This is a genomic window from Pseudomonas sp. AC532 (assembly GCF_979258965.1).
Window position 1 is genome coordinate 3,509,686 of record NZ_OZ409888.1, and the last position, 18,304, is coordinate 3,527,989.

General features: G+C 64.9%; 13 protein-coding genes. 3 read left to right on the forward strand and 10 right to left on the reverse strand.

The window, feature by feature from the left end; all coding sequences use genetic code 11:
• Positions 1 to 42 precede the first annotated feature (42 nt).
• Positions 43 to 1,368, reverse strand: a complete 1,326-nt coding sequence (locus ACZ0AV_RS16435; protein ID WP_499152010.1) for an aspartate aminotransferase family protein — start codon at positions 1,366 to 1,368, stop codon at positions 43 to 45.
• Between the two features lie 207 nt (positions 1,369 to 1,575).
• On the opposite strand from ACZ0AV_RS16435, the gene ACZ0AV_RS16440 reads away from it, so the two are divergent.
• Positions 1,576 to 2,367 carry an aldolase gene (locus ACZ0AV_RS16440; RefSeq protein ID WP_499152011.1) on the forward strand — a complete coding sequence of 264 codons (792 nt, stop codon included), beginning with the start codon at positions 1,576 to 1,578 and terminating at the stop codon, positions 2,365 to 2,367.
• A 213-nt stretch (positions 2,368 to 2,580) separates the two neighbouring features.
• Here the strand turns inward: ACZ0AV_RS16440 and urtE are convergent, their stop codons facing one another.
• The 9 genes from urtE to yrfG all read right to left on the reverse strand — a co-directional run bounded on the left by urtE (position 2,581) and on the right by yrfG (position 15,891).
• Positions 2,581 to 3,279 carry an urea ABC transporter ATP-binding subunit UrtE gene (gene urtE / locus ACZ0AV_RS16445; protein WP_499152012.1) on the reverse strand — a complete coding sequence of 233 codons (699 nt, stop codon included), beginning with the start codon at positions 3,277 to 3,279 and terminating at the stop codon, positions 2,581 to 2,583.
• A 132-nt stretch (positions 3,280 to 3,411) separates the two neighbouring features.
• Positions 3,412 to 4,251: an urea ABC transporter ATP-binding protein UrtD gene (urtD, locus tag ACZ0AV_RS16450; RefSeq protein WP_499152013.1), complete on the reverse strand. Its 840-nt coding sequence runs from the start codon at positions 4,249 to 4,251 to the stop codon at positions 3,412 to 3,414.
• Positions 4,248 to 5,336: an urea ABC transporter permease subunit UrtC gene (urtC, locus tag ACZ0AV_RS16455; RefSeq protein WP_499152014.1), complete on the reverse strand. Its 1,089-nt coding sequence runs from the start codon at positions 5,334 to 5,336 to the stop codon at positions 4,248 to 4,250. Before urtC ends, urtD begins: the two co-directional genes overlap by 4 nt.
• Positions 5,337 to 5,445: 109 nt before the next feature.
• Complete coding sequence (gene urtB / locus ACZ0AV_RS16460; RefSeq protein ID WP_499152015.1) at positions 5,446 to 7,017, reverse strand: urea ABC transporter permease subunit UrtB; 1,572 nt, start codon at positions 7,015 to 7,017, stop codon at positions 5,446 to 5,448.
• Positions 7,018 to 7,141: 124 nt separating this feature from the next.
• Positions 7,142 to 8,407 (reverse strand): urea ABC transporter substrate-binding protein, encoded by a 1,266-nt coding sequence (urtA, locus tag ACZ0AV_RS16465; RefSeq protein WP_499152016.1) that lies wholly within the window; start codon positions 8,405 to 8,407, stop codon positions 7,142 to 7,144.
• A 61-nt stretch (positions 8,408 to 8,468) separates the two neighbouring features.
• Entirely contained in the window at positions 8,469 to 9,191 is a 723-nt protein-coding gene (locus ACZ0AV_RS16470; RefSeq protein ID WP_499152017.1) for a GntR family transcriptional regulator, read from the reverse strand.
• A gap of 1 nt (position 9,192) precedes the next feature.
• The gene (uca, locus tag ACZ0AV_RS16475; protein ID WP_499152018.1) at positions 9,193 to 12,819 is read right to left on the reverse strand and encodes an urea carboxylase; all 3,627 of its coding nucleotides are present in this window, start codon (positions 12,817 to 12,819) and stop codon (positions 9,193 to 9,195) included.
• Between the two features lie 208 nt (positions 12,820 to 13,027).
• Entirely contained in the window at positions 13,028 to 14,833 is a 1,806-nt protein-coding gene (gene atzF / locus ACZ0AV_RS16480; RefSeq protein ID WP_499152019.1) for an allophanate hydrolase, read from the reverse strand.
• Positions 14,834 to 15,231: 398 nt separating this feature from the next.
• A complete protein-coding gene (gene yrfG / locus ACZ0AV_RS16485; RefSeq protein WP_499152020.1) occupies positions 15,232 to 15,891 on the reverse strand; it encodes a GMP/IMP nucleotidase in 660 nt (219 codons plus the stop codon).
• Positions 15,892 to 16,027: 136 nt separating this feature from the next.
• Between yrfG and nudE the strand changes: the two genes are divergently transcribed.
• Complete coding sequence (nudE, locus tag ACZ0AV_RS16490; protein WP_499152021.1) at positions 16,028 to 16,594, forward strand: ADP compounds hydrolase NudE; 567 nt, start codon at positions 16,028 to 16,030, stop codon at positions 16,592 to 16,594.
• Positions 16,591 to 17,421 (forward strand): 3'(2'),5'-bisphosphate nucleotidase CysQ, encoded by an 831-nt coding sequence (cysQ, locus tag ACZ0AV_RS16495; protein WP_499152022.1) that lies wholly within the window; start codon positions 16,591 to 16,593, stop codon positions 17,419 to 17,421. The genes nudE and cysQ overlap by 4 nt, the downstream gene beginning before the upstream one ends.
• The last annotated feature ends 883 nt before the right edge of the window (positions 17,422 to 18,304 follow it).

The window sequence follows — 18,304 nt, forward strand, 5'->3', positions numbered from 1 at the left end:
CGCCGGTAACCTGCGCGGCCCGGCTCATCCGGTTCGCGTCTGTTACAGGTGCTTGGCGCTGAACTCGCCGATCACCTCGTCGAGTATTGCCAGGGCCTGCTGCACCTGGGCCGCATTGACCATGCATGGCGGTACCACGTGGATGCGGTTCTCCACCACGAAGGCCAGCAGCCCACGCTCCAGCAGCGCGGCTTTCATCTGCGCCATGATCGGCGCGGCCAGTGGCGTTTTCTTCAGCGGGTCGGCGACGAACTCCAGCGCCTGGAACAGGCCGATACCGCGCGCTTCCCCGATCAATGGGTATTTGCTGGCGAGCGTCTTAAGGCCCGGCCCGAGCAGTTCCTGGCCGATCTGCCGGGCATTGTCGACCATGCCTTCCTCGGCCATGGTGTCGAGGGTGGCGACGATGGCCGCCATGGCCAGCGGGTGACCGGAGTAGGTCAGGCCACCCGGGAAAAAGTGGCTGTCGAAATACTCGCAAATGGGCTGGGAAATCATCACCCCACCGGCCGGCACGTAGCCCGAATTGACGCCCTTGGCAAAGACGATCAGATCCGGCGCCACGTCGAAATTGTCCAGCGCGAGCCAACTGCCGGTGCGGCCGAAACCGGCCATCACTTCATCGAGAATCACCAGAATGCCGAACTCGTCGGCCAGGGCGCGTACGCCCTGCAGGTAGCCTTTCGGCGGCACCAGAATGCCGGCAGTGCCGGGAATGGTTTCCAGCAGAATCGCGGCGATCGACGCCGGCCCCTCGCATTCGATGACCCGGCGCAGGTGCTGCAGCGCGCGGGCACATTCTTCTTCCTCGCTGGTGGCATTGAATTCGCTGCGGTACAGGTACGGATTGAAGAAATGCACATGGCCGCGGGCGAACTCATTGGGCACCCGGCGCGGATCGCCGGTGGCGACGATCGCCGAGCCGGTGCTGCCGTGGTACGAGCGATAGGCCGAGAGGATCTTGTCGCGGCCGGTGTAGGTACGCGCCATGCGCATGGCGTTTTCGTTGGCGTCGGCACCGGCGTTGGTAAAGAACACCTTGCTGAAGTTGGCTGGCGCGTGGGACAGAATGCGCTTGGCCGCCTCGCCACGCATCAGGTTGGCGGTGGCCGGCGCGATGGTCACCAGTTGCTCGGCCTGGGCCTTGATCGCGGCGATCACCTTGGGGTGCTGGTGGCCGATGTTGGTGTTGACCAGTTGGCTGCTGAAATCCAGGTATTCGCGACCGTCGTAGTCCCACAGCGTGCAGCCCGCGCCGCCAGCGATCACCAGCGGATTGAGCGCGCCCTGGGTCGACCAGGAGTGGAAAACGTACTGGCGATCCAGTGCGTGGACATAGTCGTTGCTGATCGGCGTTGGGCTGCTCATGGCCACCTCGTGGGTGCGAAGAAGTAGGGCCTGCCGTGCGGTTGGCAGTGGCTCACCATAGGAATAAAGCGCGCTGGCGCCGTAGGGCCAGATACCTGGAGTCTACGGGTCAGCCAACTGGCCCATCGGCCTGCGCCAACTGTCCCTGGCGCCCACGTGGTGGACTGCTACGGTGAGCGTATTCGCCTTACTGCAAGGATCATCACCATGGCACATGCATTTGCAGGCAACGTCACGCCGGTCGAGCACGGCATGGGCGGATCATTCGACAGTCCGGCGATCAGCCAGGCCCGTGTCGACCTGGCGGCCTGCTTTCGCATGGCCGCGCGGCTCGGTATGGGCGAGGGAATCTGCAATCACTTCTCCTTCGTGGTGCCTGGCCATGACGAGCTTTTTCTGGTCAATCCCTACGGCCTGGCGTTTGCCGAAGTGACCGCTTCGTCGCTGTTGATCTGCGATTTCCATGGCCGTGTGGTGGCCGGTGAGGGCACGCCGGAAGCCACCGCGTTCTTCATCCATGCGCAGCTGCATCGCCTGCATCCACGGGCCAAGGCGGCGTTCCATACGCATATGCCCAACGTTACGGCGTTGTGCATGCTCGAAGGCGACCCGTTCATCTGGGCCGGGCAGACGGCTTTGAAGTTCTATGACCGCCTGGCCGTGGATGAACACTACAACGGCCTGGCGCTGAGCGACGCCGAGGGCGAACGCATTGCCGGGGCTGTGGGCGGGGCGGATGTACTGATGTTGAAGAACCATGGCCCGCTGGTGCTGGGCGCCTCGATTGCCGAAGCCTGGGACGACCTTTACTACCTGGAGCGTGCCGCTGAGGTGCAGCTCAAGGCAATGGCCTGCGGCCGACCGCTGAAACCGGTCCCTCACGAGGTGGCGCGCAAGGCCTGCCGGGTCATGCTCGATGGCAATGCCGAGAGCGCACGGCTGCACCTGGAAAGCGTCAAGCGGCAGATCGCCCGGCTGGAGCCGGAATTTTCCGAGTGAGGGGTAGTTGTAAGGCAAAAGCAGCCTTTCGGTGATTCATTGTGGGAACGGGCCATGCCCGTGATTATTCGCGGGCACGGCCCGCTCCCACAGTCGTAGGGTGGACGACGCCTCACCTACGCGGCCGACCCGTCCACCGATCGCAATGGTGGATGAAAAGAGCGTCATCCACCCTACGTCTGCTCTCGCCTTACGCGGCCATGACGGCGCAGGCTAGATCGCCACCAACCCGCGTACCCCATCCGCGTCCATGGTCTCGCCACGGCCCTGCTGGACGATTTCGCCGCGGCTCATCACCAGATACTGGTCGGCCAGTTCGGCAGCGAAGTCGTAGAACTGCTCGACCAGCAGGATGGCCATGTCGCCGCGGGCGGCGAGCTTCTTGATGACCACGCCGATTTCCTTGATCACCGAGGGCTGGATGCCTTCCGTGGGTTCGTCGAGGATCAGCAGGCGCGGCTGGCTGGCCAGGGCACGGCCGATAGCCAGCTGTTGCTGCTGACCGCCGGACAGGTCACCGCCGCGGCGGTGTTTCATTTCCAGCAGCACCGGGAACAGTTCGTAGATGAACGCGGGGACCTCCTTGGCCTGGCTACCCGGAAATCGCGACAGGCCCATCAGCAGGTTTTCCTCGACCGTCAGGCGGCCGAATATCTCGCGGCCCTGGGGCACGTAGGCGATACCGGCGTGCACCCGCTGGTGCGGCTTGAAAGTGGTGATCGGCTTGCCCTCCCAACTGACCTTGCCCTCTTTGGCCGGCAGCAGGCCCATCAGGCATTTGAGCAGGGTGGTCTTGCCCACACCGTTGCGGCCGAGCAGGCAGGTGACCTCGCCGACCTTCACCTCGAACGACAGGCCGCGCAGGATATGGCTGCCGCCGTAGTACTGATGTAGCTGTTGGACTTGCAGCATGTCGATGTCCTTCATTCAGATGGTGGGATGGGGGTAGGGTGGATGACGCTTTACCCATCCATCGTGCGGATGCCTGGTGGATGAAAAAAGCGTCATCCACCCTACTGACCGAAGCCCCTCCCACGGTATGCATTACCGACCGAGATAAACCTCGATCACCCGCTCATTGGCCTGCACGGCGTCCAGGGAGCCTTCGGCCAGTACGCGGCCCTGGTGCAGCACGGTGACGTGGTCGGCGATGCTGCCGACGAAGCCCATGTCGTGCTCGACCACCATCAGCGAATGCTTGCGCGCCAGCGACTTGAACAGTTCGGCGGTGAATTCGGTTTCCGCGTCGGTCATGCCGGCCACCGGCTCGTCGAGCAGCAGCAACTGCGGGTCCTGCACCAGCAGCATGCCGATCTCCAGGAACTGTTTCTGGCCGTGGGACAACAGCCCGGCCGGGCGCTGGCGCGAGGCGTCGAGGCGGATGGTGGCCAGTACCTCGTCGATGCGATCGCGCTGCTCGCCGCTGAGTCGGGCGCGCAGGCTGGCCCACACGGACTTGTCGGTCTTCTGCGCCAGTTCGAGGTTCTCGAACACGCTCAGCGCCTCGAACACCGTGGGCTTCTGGAATTTGCGACCGATGCCGGCCTGGGCGATCTCGACTTCGCTCATCTGCGTCAGGTCGAAGGTCTCGCCGAAGTAGGCGACGCCGCTGCCCGGGCGGGTCTTGCCGGTGATGACGTCCATCAGCGTGGTCTTGCCGGCGCCGTTGGGGCCGATGATGCAGCGCAGCTCGCCGACACCGATGTACAGCGTCAGGTCGGTCAGTGCCTTGAAGCCGTCGAACGCGACGTTGATGTCTTCCAGGGTCAGGATGGTGCCATGGCGCACGTTCAGGCCGCTGCCGGCGCTCTGGCCGAGGCCGATGGCATCCCGGCTGCTGCCGGCCGGGTCGATCATCGCTTCGGGGATGGGTGCACTTCTCATGATTTATCCCCTCGCTTGATGAGGCCAATGACGCCCTTGGGCAGGAACAGGGTGACCACGATGAACAGCGCGCCGAGGGCGAACAGCCAATACTCCGGGAACGCCACGGTGAACCAGCTCTTCATGCCGTTGACCAGGCCGGCGCCGAGCAGCGGGCCGATCAGCGTGCCGCGCCCGCCAAGGGCCACCCACACGGCGGCTTCGATGGATTGGGTCGGGGCCATTTCGCTGGGGTTGATGATGCCCACCTGGGGCACGTACAGCGCGCCGGCCAGACCGCACAGCACGGCGCTCAGCACCCAGATGAACAGCTTGTAGCCGCGCGGATCGTAGCCGCAGAACATCAGGCGGTTCTCGGCGTCGCGCAGGGCGGTGAGCACCCGGCCGAACTTGCTGCGCGCCAGACGCCAGCCCAGGTAAAGGCTGCTGACCAGCAACAGCACGGTGAGAAAGAACAACGTGGCGCGGGTATTTGCCGCGGTGATCTCGAAGCCGAGGATGCTGCGAAAATTGGTGAAGCCGTTGTTGCCGCCGAAGCCGGTCTCGTTACGAAAGAACAGCAGCATGCCGGCGAAGGTCAGGGCCTGGGTCATGATCGAGAAATACACGCCCTTGATCCGCGAACGGAAGGCGAAGAAGCCGAACACCAGAGCCAGCAAGCCTGGCGCCAGTACCACCAGGCACATGGCCCAGAGGAAATTGTCGGTGCCGTACCAGTACCAGGGCAGCTCGGTCCAGGCCAGGAAGCTCATGAACGCGGGCAAACCGTCGCCGGCGGCCTCACGCATCAGGTACATGCCCATGGCGTAGCCGCCGAGGGCGAAGAACAGGCCGTGGCCGAGGGACAGCAGGCCGGCGTAACCCCACACCAGGTCGAGCGCCAGGGCGACGATGCAGTAGCAGAGGATCTTGCCGACCAGGGTCAGCGTGTAGGCCGATACGTGCAGGGCATGATCGGCGGGCAGCAGGTGCAGCAGCGGCATGGCGAGCAGCACGACGAGCACCAGCAGGCCGATGACGATGGAGACCTGCGGGCCGAGTTTTGCGCTGGCTCGCGCCAGCAGCGTTTGGTTGGCGGCGTTCATCGGTGAATCCCCTGTAAGCCGACCTGTGGGAGCGCGCCATGCGCGCGAACGATGGTGGGGATACAGTCGCTGGCATGGCCAGCTCCCGCGGTGCAGAAGGTCATGGTGCTCAATCGATCACCCTCCCTTTCAGGGCGAACAGGCCTTGCGGACGTTTCTGAATGAACAGAATGATCAGCGCGAGGATGAGGATCTTGCCGAGCACGGCGCCGATCTGTGGTTCGAGGATCTTGTTGGCGATGCCCAGGCCGAAGGCCGCCATGACGCTACCGGCCAGTTGGCCGACACCGCCGAGTACCACCACCAGGAAGGAATCGATGATGTAGCTCTGGCCGAGGTCCGGGCCGACGTTGCCGATCTGGCTGAGCGCCACGCCGCCGAGGCCGGCGATGCCGGAGCCGAGCCCGAAGGCCATCATGTCCACACGGCCGGTGGGCACGCCGCAGCAAGCGGCCATGTTGCGGTTCTGGGTGACGGCGCGCACGTTGAGGCCCAGGCGGGTCTTGTTCAGCAGCAGCCAGGTCAGCAACACCACGGCCAGGGCGAAGCCGATGATCACGATGCGGTTGTATGGCAGCACCAGGTTGGGTAGCACCTGGATTCCGCCGGACAGCCAGTAGGGGTTGGCCACTTCGACGTTCTGCGCACCGAACAGCACGCGCACCAACTGGATCAGGATCAGGCTGATGCCCCAGGTGGCGAGCAGGGTTTCCAGCGGGCGGCCGTAGAGGTGGCGGATCACCGTGCGCTCCAGGGCCATGCCGATGACCGCGGTCACGCAGAAGGCCACCGGCAGCGCCACCAGCGGGTAAAGCGCCAGGGCTTCGGGGGCGAAGCGTTGGAAGAGGATCTGCACCATGTAGGTGGAATAGGCGCCGAGCATCAGCATCTCGCCGTGGGCCATGTTGATCACCCCGAGCAGGCCGAAGGTGATGGCCAGGCCAAGGGCGGCGAGCAGCAGGATCGAACCGAGGCTCATGCCACTGAACGCCTGACCGAGCAGCTCGCCGATCAGCAACTTGCGCTTGACCTGGGCCAGGCTGGTTTGCGCTGCAGTGCGTACCGCAGCGTCACTTTCCACGCTCGGGTCCAGCAGGTTTTCCAGGCGCGTGCGCGCCAGTGGCTCGCCGGTCTCGCCGAGCAGGCGCACGGCGGCCATGCGTATCGCCGGGTTGGGGTCGACTAATTGCAGGTTGGCCAGGGCCAGGGTCAGGGCGTCGCGAACGGCGTCGTCGTCTTCCCGGTCGAGGCTCTGGGCGAGCAGCGGCAATTGCGCCGGTTGGGCACTCTTCTGCAGCTGCACGGCGGCGGCGAGGCGCTGCGCGGGTGCCTCGGCCAGCAGTTGATGGCTGGCCTGGGCGTTGGCGATCAGGCCTCGCAGGCGATTGTTCAGGCGCAATTTGCGCGGGTTATCCACAGGGGATGCTTGACCTTCGACAGCCTGGTAGCCGTCGTCGGTTTCGATGAATGCGGTCTTTTCGCTGTCCGCGGCCACACGCCCCTGTTGCAGAGCGTCGAGAAGCGGCTGGCGCGCCAGGTCTGGCAGTGCCGCCCAGCTTTCCAGCAGCTTCGCCTGCTGTGCCGAGCTGGCGGCGACGAAGGTGTTGGCGTCGCCGGCGTTCGCCGTGAAGGGCAGCAGGAGCAAGGTGCCGAGAATGAATCGGTACAGGATGGTCGGCATGCACGAGGCCTCGGGCGTCTGTTGAATGGCCACCCCTGATGCCAGAGGTGGCGCTGGTTAAGGTGGACACGCGTCGCGTTGACTGCGCGTCCCGGTCCACCCTACGACGGGCGAGCCCGGTGGCTCAGTTCGACTTTGCCGGGGTGTCGGCCTTCTTGTCGTTGCCTTCGATGTACGGGCTCCACGGCTGGGCGCGAACCGGGCCGTCGGTTTCCCAGACCACGTCGAACTGACCGTCGTCCTGGACTTCACCGATCATCACCGGCTTGTGCAGGTGGTGATTCTTCTCGTCCATCTTCAGGGTGAAGCCGCTCGGTGCGGCGAACTCCTGGCCGGCCATGGCCGCGCGTACCTTGTCGACGTCGGTGGTACCGGCTTTCTCGACGGCCTGGGCCCACATGTGGAGGCCCACGTAGGTGGCTTCCATCGGGTCGTTGGTGACCACGGTGTCGGCGTTCGGCAGCTTCTTGGCCTTGGCGTAGGCTTTCCAGTCGGCGACGAATTTCTCGTTGACCGGGTTCTCCACGGACTGGAAGTAGTTCCACGCGGCCAGGTGACCGACCAGCGGCTTGGTGTCGATACCGCGCAGCTCTTCTTCACCTACCGAGAAGGCCACCACCGGCACGTCGGTGGCTTCGATGCCCTGGTTGGCCAGTTCCTTGTAGAACGGCACGTTGGAGTCGCCGTTGACGGTGGACACCACCGCGGTCTTGCCGCCGGCGGAGAACTTCTTGATGTTGGCGACGATGGTCTGGTAATCGCTGTGGCCGAACGGCGTGTAGACCTCTTCGATGTCCTTGTCCTGAACGCCCTTGCTATGCAGGAAGGCGCGCAGGATCTTGTTGGTGGTGCGCGGGTAGACGTAATCGGTGCCGAGCAGGAAGAAGCGCTTGGCGCCGCCGCCGTCTTCACTGAGCAGGTACTCCACCGCCGGGATCGCCTGCTGGTTCGGCGCGGCGCCGGTGTAGAACACGTTCGGCGACATTTCCTCGCCTTCGTACTGCACGGGGTAGAACAGCAGGCCGTTGAGCTCTTCGTAGACCGGCAGTACCGATTTACGCGACACCGACGTCCAGCAGCCGAAGGTCACTGCGACCTTGTCCTGGGTCAGCAACTGACGGCCACGCTCGGCGAACAGCGGCCAGTTGGAGGCCGGGTCGACCACCACCGCTTCGAGCTGCTTGCCGAGTACCCCGCCCTTGGCGTTGATCTCGTCGATGGTCATCAGCGCCATGTCTTTGAGCGAGGTTTCCGAAATGGCCATGGTGCCGGACAGCGAGTGCAGGACGCCGACCTTGATGGTCTCGGCGGCGTGGATGCTCCAGCTCAGGCCCATGGCGACGATGGACGCGGAAAGGGTGAAGGCCTTGATCAGGCTGCGACGTTGCATAGGACGATCTCCATTGACTGACGAGTTTTATGTTGTTGGCAGTGGATCAAGGGACACCACATCAGCCCTGCGCCTGTACGGCCCGCTCGCGGGCGTTGTGCAGCATGTGCAGGGTGATCTTGCGCACTTCCGCCTTGCTGACCTCTATGTGGGTCTTCAGCAACAGCTGTGCTTCTTCGCAACGACGCGACAGGATCGCGCCGAGGATGCGTGCGTGCTCTTCGTAGGTGGCTTCCACCCGAGGCGTTTTGGTGAAGTCCAGACGACGGACGATACGAATCTTTTCGCTGATTTCGCGGTGCAGGCGAGCCATCTCGCGGTTGCCGGTGGCCTCCACCAGCTGGCAGTGGAAGCGTTCGTCGAGCAGCGACACTTCGCGGCCTTCTGGCGGGCGTTGTTCGGGCGGTGCCGTCCAGGTCTGGCGCAGTTCTTCCAACTGCGCTGGCGTTTCACCCGCCGGGCGATCGCACAGGCGCCGAACCGCTGCCAGTTCGAGCACGATGCGCACGTCGTAGAGCTCTTCGAAATGGTGGAAGTCGAACGGCTTGACCTGCCAGCCGCTGCGGAAATACACCTCCAGGTAACCCTCGCGCTCCAGGCGATAGAGCGCCTGGCGCACCGGTGTGCGGCTGGCGGCCATGCGCTCCGCCACCTCACCTTCGCTGAAACGGTCGCCCGGCAGCAGGCGGAACTCGGAAATGTCGTCCTTGAGCTGCCCGTAGATACGCTCGGCGAGGTTCTCCGGGCGTTCCTTGCCGCGCTTGATCGGGTCGACCAGTTGCATGTCAGGCCGCCTCGCTCGGGTCGAGGATCAGCAGCACGTCGCCCGGGGTGACCGGCTTGCCTGGCTGGCAGCGCACGGCCTTGACCGTTCCCGCTACTGGCGCGAGCACGGCCAGCTCCATCTTCATCGCCTCGACCACCAGCAACGGCGCTCCGGCTTCGACGTACTGGCCCGGCTCGACCAGCACCTTCCAGACGCTGCCGCACATGTCGGCGCTGACCACCTGGCCCTCGACCGCTTCATCTTCCTCGCTGTTGGCCACTGGCGCGGTGTGGCTCTCGGCGTCGTCGTCGCGCCACAGCTGCACTTCGGCATCGAAGGCGTGCTTCTGCATCTGCTGGAAGCTGGCGATGCTGCTGGCGTTGTCCGCCAGGAAGCGCTGGTATTCGGCGAAATCGAAGGTGCTCTGCTCGATCTTGATGTGCGCGCGGCCTTCACGGAAGGCGTCGCGGAATTCGTCGAGCTCGGCTTCGCTGACCGGGTAGAAACGCACCTGATCGAAGAAGTGCAGCAGCCACGGTTGGCCATTGGCGAACTGGGCGTTCTTCACGAACTTGTTCCAGATCGGCAGGGTGCGGCCGACCAGCTGATAGCCGCCGGGTGAGTCCATGCCGTAGATGCACATGTACATGCCGCCGATACCCACGGTGCCTTCGGCGGTGTAGGTACGTGCCGGGTTGTACTTGGAGCTGAGCAGGCGGTGGCGCGGGTCGAGCGGTACGGCGCAGGGCGCGTCGAGGTAGACGTCGCCAAGGCCGAGAATCAGGTAACTGGCCTCGAAGAGGATGTCGCGCACTTGCTCGCGGGTGGCCAGGCCATTGGCGCGCTGGATGAAGTCGACGTTGTTCGGCAGCCACGGCGCCTGGCTGCGCACCGTCTCGCTGTAGCGGGTGACGGCGGCCAGGGTGGCGCTGTCCTCGAAGGCCATGGGCAGGTGGACGATGCGGGTCGGCACCTTGAGGTTGGCCACGTCGCCCAGCTCGCGTTCGAGGCGCAGCAGGTGGTCGAGCAGCGCCTGCTGGTGCAGTACGCGGCTGTCGTAACGCAGCTGCAGGGAACGGACGCCCGGTGCCAGCTCTTCCAGGCCGGCGAGCGGCGATGCCTTGAGCGCTTCCATCAACAGGTGCACACGCAGGCGCAGTGCCAGGTCGAGCACGTTGTCGCCGTATTCGAGCAGGATGTAGGCATCGCCCGCCTGGCGGTACACCGCGCGCGGGCGGCTGCCATCGGCCGGCAGCTCGGCGAGGATGGTGGCCGATAGCGTTTCGCCCGGCTGCAGGCTCGGCGCTGGCAACTGCACGGTGCTGACCGCGCTGAGGCTCTCCAGGCTGGCCAGTTGCGCCTGCTCCAGCGCCTGGGCCTGTTCGAAGCTGATCGGGTGAAAGCGCAGGGTATCGCCCGGCTTGACCTGGCCGACCTTCCACAGCTCGGCCTTGGCGATGGTCACCGGGCAGACGAAACCGCCCAGGCTGGGGCCGTCCTTGGTGAGGATCACCGGGAAGTCGCCGGTGAAATTGATGGCGCCGATGGCGTATTCGCAGTCATGCACGTTGGACGGATGCAGGCCGGCCTCGCCGCCGTCGGCGCGGGTCCAGCTCGGCTTCGGCCCGGAGAGGCGCACGCCCAGGCGGTTGGAGTTGTAGTGCACCTGCCAGTCGGCGGCGAAGAACTGCTCGATGGCCTCGGGTGTGAAGAAATCCGGCGCACCGTGGGGGCCATAGAGCACGCCGATGTGCCAGGTGGTGCCATATTCGGGAATTAGGCTGGCATCCAGCGCTTGCGGCGCGCTGACCGGCGCCGGCGTGGTGCAGGCGGGCAGATCCTGGGAGATCGCCAGCATGTCGGCGGTGCGCAGGGTGCGCCCCGCATGGCCGCCGAACTGGCCAAGGGCGAAGGTCGAGCGGCTGCCCAGGTACACCGGCACATCGAAGCCGCCGCGCACCGCCAGGTAGGTACGGCAGCCGCTGGTGGCGCGGCCGAGCTTGAGCACCTGGCCGGCCTTGATGGCGATTGGCGCCCAGTAGGGCACGCTTTCACCGTCCAGCTCGGCCGGGCAGTCGGCGCCGGCGAGGGCCACCAGTGCATCGCTGTGGAAGCGCAGGCTCGGGCCTTGCAGGGTGAACTCCAGGCCGGCGGCGCTCTCGTGGTTGCCGACGATGCGGTTGGCCAGGCGGAAGGCGTAATCGTCCATCGGCCCGGACGGCGGCACGCCGATGTCCCAGTAGCCGAGACGACCAGGGAAATCCTGCACGCTGCTGTAGGTGCCAGGTTCCAGCACTTCGAACACCTGGGCGGCGTAGCTGAAGGTGTCGAGCAGGCGGGTCCAGATCTGCGCGGCGTGGAAGCGCGGCTCCGCGACCACCTGGCGCAGGTAATCGAGGTTGCTGGCGATGCCGTGCAGGCGGGTTTCACCGAGCGCTTTGCTCAGCTTGGCGATGGCCTCGTCGCGGGTGGCAGCGTGGACGATCAGCTTGGCGATCATCGGATCATAGAAAGCCGACACTTCGCTGCCGGTGCTTACCCAGCCGTCGACGCGTACGTCATCCGGGAAGTGCACGTCGGTCAGCACGCCCGGGCTGGGCTGGAAGTTCTTCAGCGGGTCTTCGGCATAGATGCGCACCTCGATGGCGGCGCCCTGCGGCGCGCGGTTCAGGGCGACCCAGTCCAGCTCGTCGCCTGCGGCCACGCGCAGCATGCATTCGATCAGGTCCAGGCCGGTGACCATCTCGGTCACCGGGTGCTCGACCTGCAGGCGGGTGTTCACTTCGAGAAAGTAGAAGTCGTCGCGAGCGGCGTCGTAGATGAATTCCACGGTGCCGGCACTGCGGTAGCTCACCGACTCGCCCAGCTCGACAGCGGCGGCATGCAAACGCTCGCGGGTGGCTTGCGGCAGGTTCGGTGCCGGGGTTTCCTCGATCACTTTCTGGTTGCGCCGCTGCAGCGAGCAGTCGCGTTCTCCCAGGGCGGCCACGCGGCCTTTGCCGTCGCCGAAGATCTGTACTTCGACATGCCGCGCCTGATCGACGAAGCGCTCGATGAAAACGCCGGCGTCGCTGAAGAACTGCTCACCCATGCGTTTCACGCCGTCATAGGCGCTGGCCAGGGCAACGGCGTCGGCGCAGCGGGTGAGGCCGATACCGCCACCGCCGGCGGTGGTCTTGAGCATGATCGGGTAGCCGATGCCTTCGGCGGCCGCCAAGGCTTCTTCGAGGCTTTGCAGCAGGCCGGTGCCGGGCGCCATCGGCACCTGTGCTTCGGCGGCCAGTTCGCGAGCCCGGTGCTTGAGGCCGAACTCGCGGATCTGCGTCGGCGTCGGGCCAACGAAGGCGATACCCGCGTTTTCGCAGGCCTCGGCGAATTCGGCGCTCTCCGAGAGGAAGCCATAACCGGGATAGATCGCCTGGGCGCCGGTCTCCTTGGCGGCGGCGAGAATCTTGTCGATACGCAGGTAGCTGTCGGCGGCCTTATCGCCGCCCAGCGCCACGGCGACGTCGGCATCACGTACATGCTGGGCGTTGCGGTCGGCGTCGGAGTAAACCGCCACGCTCTTCACGCCGAGGCGCTTGAGGGTGCGGATGGCGCGGACGGCGATCTCGCCACGGTTGGCGATCAGTACTGTTTCAAACATGGCAATTCTCCGTGGCGAGATCGCCGTGACGGGCTACGCCCGCCCGGCACTTTGACGTCGTCGCTGCGCTGCTGCGCAGCTGGTCACCACGGTTGGCGATCAGTACGGTATGGAACATGTTCGTGTCCTCAACGTAGGGTGGAAAACCGCGAAGCGTTTTCCACCAGCTGTTCGTTGGTGGATGGCGTCGGCCATCCACCCTACGGTTTCAGTGCTTGGCTGCTTGCTGGCTGGCAATAAAGGCGCGCCAGCCACCGAAACTGGTGATGTCTCGTGCATCACTCAGCGCCCAGGGCTCGCAGATGAAACCCTTCACGCTGCGCCCGTCCGCCAGGGTCAGGTTGCCGATACCCAGCGGCGCGGGGATTTCGGCGACGAATTCGCCAAAGCGCGCCAGGGGGATGTCCCACAGCTCGACGATGATCGAGGTGCCGTCCGTGCTGCGCGCCAGGCCCGGTTTGGGCGGCACGGTGCCGGCCAGGGCGTAGAGGCGATAGTCCGGCGAGGTCAGGGTCTGCTCGACCAGCACCGCGTTGCGGGTGGTCAGCTGGAAGTTCAGCGGCATGCCGGTCAGGTGGGCACCGACCACGGCGACGCGCACGCTGCCGGCAGGCACCGCCGTGGCCAGGGTTTGTGACGGCAGCGCACGGCCGGTGGCGCCGAGCGGCAGCTCCAGGCTGGACTGCCAGCGCTTGCCGAAGGCCGCCAGGGCCAGGTCGTGCCAGGCGGGGGCGAGCAGGGTGATGCCGGCGGGCAGGCCGTCGTCGCGCAGGCCGGCGGGTACGGCCAGCGCAGAGAGGTCGGCGAGGTTGGTGAAGTTGGTGTAAGTGCCGAACTGGCTGTTGAACAGCACCGGCTCCTGGCGCATTTCGTCGAGGCTGCGAATGGTCGGTGAAGTCGGCACCACCAGCGCGTCGAAACCTGCCAGCGCATCGTTGATCTGCCGGCTCAGCTCGGCGCGCAGGTACTCGGCCTTGTAGGCGTCGCAGGCACTGTACTGGTGACCGCTGTCGACGATGCCGCGCACCACCGGGTCGATGTGCTCAGGGGCAACGCCCTCGACCGCAACGGTGCGCTCGGCGACCCAGGGCCCGTAATACAACTGCTCGGCGAGCGCGCGGAACGGGCTGAAATCGATGGGCTGCAGGGTGACGCCCAGCTCGCGCAGTTTCTCCAGCGCCTGCTCGAACACGGCCTGGGTCTGGGTATCGCCAAAGAACTCCAGGCTGTCGGGCACGGCAAAAGTCGGTGCGGACTTCATGCCGACAGGGGCGCTGTTGGGATTGCTGCGCGAGTAGGCGTCCTCGGCATCGTAACCGCTGGCGAGGCGCGCGACGGTTTCGGCGTCGCCGACCGTGAGGGCGAATACCGAGATGCAATCGACCGTGCGGCAAGCTGGCACCAGGCCGCTGTTCGGTAGCCAGCCCTTGGTCGGCTTGAGCCCGACGATATTGTTGAAGCCCGCTGGCACTCGCCCCGAGCCGGCCGTATCGGTGCCCAGGGAAAACGGCACCAGGCCGCGTGCAACCACGCTGGCCGAGCCTGAGCTGGAACCACCGCTGACGTAGGCCGGGTCGAAGCTGTTGACGACTGCGCCGTGGGGCGAGCGGGTGCCGACCAGGCCGGTGGCGAACTGGTCCAGATTGGTCTTGCCGATGAGGATGGCCCCGGCGGCGCGCAGGCGCGCTACCACCGTGGCGTCAGCCTGAGCCTCATAGGCGAATTCGGGGCAGGCGGCGGTGGTGGCCCAGCCGGCGGCGTCGATGTTGTCCTTGATGGCGAACGGCACGCCGTACAGCGGCAGCTTGTCCTGCTGGCCGTCGGCCTTGTCGAGCAGGGCCTGCAGATTACTCAACTGGGTGTCGAGCTGGGCCGTGCTGGCCAGGCAGATCCAGGCGTTGTCGTCACGGCTCAGTTGCGCGAGCAGGGCGTGCAGCAACTCGGCTGGCTGCGCAGCATCGCGGTAAGCCTGTTGCCAGTCGGCGAGGGTAAAGGCGAAAGAGGCGCTGGACATGCTCTGAGATTCCATCTTGTATCCAAGTTGAAATCTCTAGAGCAAGAGCGGTGCCAGTTTTTAAGTATTTGATTTATATTATTTTATTTTAATGCTGATAGGTTTTAAGCGTGTTTCTGCACCGAGTCAGGGCCGGAGTGAAGCCTTTTGGTGCGCAGAGAATTCGATGATGCGAGATGAGATAAGCGGCAGAAAAGTAGCGCAAGCAGCCGTAGGGTGGATGACGCTCTTTTCATCCACCATTGCGATCGTTGGACGGGTAGAGCCGCGTAGGTGAGGCGTCGTCCACCCTACGACTGTGGGAGCGGGCCGTGCCCGCGAATAATCACGGGCATGGCCCGTTCCCACGATGAATCACCGAACGTCTGCTTCTGCCTTTCAACAGCCTTTCCTGCCACCTACAGGCCGTCTAATAGCGCGCGATAATCCCTGACGGCCTCGAACTCTTCGGTGTCTTTCACGCCTTTGCGGCTATCCGGTTCATGGACCGCCAGCAAATGCTGGACGCCAAACTGCCGGGCGCTGCGCAGGATGGGTACGTTATCGTCGATGAACAGGCTGCGTGCCGGGTCGAACGTCAGGTCCTGCTGCAGGGCCGACCAGAACTGCGCGTCCTCCTTGGGGAAGCCGTAATCGTGGGAGCTGATCATACGGTCGAAGTAGGGCGCCAGTTCGATGCGCTCCAACTTCAGGGACAGCGAGTCGCGGTGGGCATTGGTGATCATCACCACCTGCTTGCCGGCCTGGCGGATGGCGGCGAGAAAGGTGTCGGCGTCTGGGCGCAGGGCGATCAGGTCGGCGACCTCGCGCTTGAGGTCGCGGATCGACAGGTTCAGCTCGCTGCTCCAGAAGTCCGTGCAGTACCAGTTCAACTGTCCGGCGTGCTGTGTGAAAAGTGGCTGGAGTTCGGCGTCGGCCAGTGCGCGGCTGACACCATGATGCTCGGCATAGCGTTGCGGCAGGTGTTCGAGCCAGAAGTGGTTGTCGAAATGCAGGTCGAGCAGGGTGCCATCCATATCCAGCAATACGGTGTCGATCTCGGACCAGGGCAGGTTCATGACGGGGCGGCTCTCTGAGGTGAAAGTGGGGCGGCTGATGCCTGCTGGTCGTCCACTGCGCGCTTTTAGGGCGCAGACAATCCAGGCAGCCGCGGTATGATAACTCTTCCGGTCAGCCCAGCAGCAGGACTCACCCATGCGTCAGAAACCCACCGTCATCGCCCGAGAGATCGTCGCCAGCAGCCGCCTGTTCCGCGTCGAGGAAATCCAGTTGCGCTTCAGCAACGGCGCCGAGCGCACCTATGAACGCCTGGTGGGGCGGGGCACTGGCCATGGCGCGGTGATGATCGTGGCCATGGCCGATGACGAGCATGTGCTGCTGGTCGAGGAATATTGCGGCGGCACGGGCGAGTACGAGGTTTCGCTGCCAAAAGGATTGATCGAGCCCGATGAGGATGTGCTCGACGCGGCCAACCGTGAACTGCAGGAGGAAGCCGGCTTTGGTGCGCGCAGGCTGGAGCATCTGACCGAGCTGAGCCTGTCGCCCGGTTATATGAGTCAGAAGATCCAGGTGGTGCTGGCCCGTGATTTGTATCCACAAACGCTGCCTGGCGACGAGCCGGAGCCGCTACGTGTGGATAAAGTCAGCCTGCGCGAGTTGTCTGCCTTGATTCAGCATCCGCAGTTCAGCGAGGGTCGCGCCCTGGCCGCGCTGTATCTGGTGCGCGATCTGCTTGAGCAGCGTGGGGAGCTGAGCCGATGAACCATCCGTTGCTGCCAGCCGTGCTGGCGTTGGTTCAGCAAGCCGGCGTGGCGATCCTGCCCTACTGGCGCACGGGTGTGCGCGTCACCGAGAAGGCTGATGCCTCCCCGGTGACCGCCGCTGATCTGGCCGCACACCGCATCCTGGCTGAGGGCCTGCAGGCGCTGGCCGCAAATATTCCGGTTTTGTCTGAAGAGGATGCCGATATCGCCCTGAGCGAACGGGCGGGCTGGGATCGCTGGTGGCTGGTCGATCCGCTCGATGGCACCAAGGAATTCATCGCTGACAGTGAGGAGTTCACCGTCAACGTGGCGTTGATCGAGGGCGGGCAGGTGGTGTTCGGGGTGGTCGGCATCCCTGCCTCGGGCGTTGTTTATTACGGCGGCAGCGGCCTGGGCGCCTGGCGCGCTGACGTGGGTGGCGAGCCGCAGGCGATTACCGTGCGAGAAACCCCGGCTGGCGGCCTCACGGTGGTTGCCAGCCGCCGCCATGGTAGCGCCGAGCAGGAACAGTTGCTGGCCGCCCTGGTTGAGCGCTTTGGCGAAATGGAACGAATCAGTGTGGGCAGTTCGCTGAAGTTCTGTCAGCTCGCCGAGGGCAGTGCAGACTTCTATCCGCGCCTGGCGCCGACGTCGCAGTGGGATACCGCCGCCGCCCAGGGCGTACTCGAGGGTGCCGGCGGCGTGGTGCTGACCCTGCAGGGCGAGCCGCTGCGCTACGCGGCCCGCGAGTCGCTGCTCAATCCTTTCTTTCTGGCGCTGCCGGCAAATGCCGAATGGCGTGAGCTTCTGGTCGATGAAGCAAAGCGGCTAACGCCAGCTAATTAGCGCCTCCCCCTCAACTGCCATTTGCTGAGCATCGTAGGAGCCGCGACCCCGCGGCGAATCGTCTGGCCAACGCGAAAATCGCGGTATGGCCGCAATCGTTCGCGCGGAGGGCGACGCTCCTACGGGGTGCGGCGATACGCTTTCTTTAGGAGCCGCGACCCCGCGGCGAATCGTCTGGCCAACGCGAAAATCGCGGTATGGCAGCAATTTTTCGCGCCGAGGGCGACGCTCCTACGGGATTGTGCGATGCGCTTTTTGTAGGAGCCGCGACCCCGCGGCGAATCGTCTGGCCAACGCGAAAATCGCGGTATGGCCGCAATCGTTCGCGCGGAGGGCGACGCTCCTACGGGGTGCGGCGATACGCTTTCTGTAGGAGCCGCGACCCCGCGGCGAATCGCCTGGCCGACGCGAAAGTCGCGGTATGGCCGCAATTTTTCGCCCGGGGGGCGACGCTCCTACGGGGTGCGGCGATACGTTTTCTGTAGGAGCCGCGCCCCCGCGGCGAACTGTCTGGGCAACGCGAAAATCGCGGTATGGCAGCAATTTTTCGCGCCGAGGGCGACGCTCCTACGGGGTGCGGCGATACGCTTTCTGTAGGAGCCGCGACCCCGCGGCGAATCGCCTGGCCGACGCGAAAATCGCGGTATGGCCGCAATTTTTCGCGCCGAGGGCGACGCTCCTACGGGGTGCGGCGATACGCTTTCTGTAGGAGCCGCGACCCCGCGGCGAATCGTCTGGCCAACGCGAAAATCGCGGTATGGCAGCAATCTTTCGCGCCGAGTTCGACGCTCCGGCGGGGTTGTGGCGATGCACTTTTTGTAGGAGCCGCGACCCCGCGGCGAATCGCCTGGCCAACGTGAAAATCCCGGTATGGCCACAATGG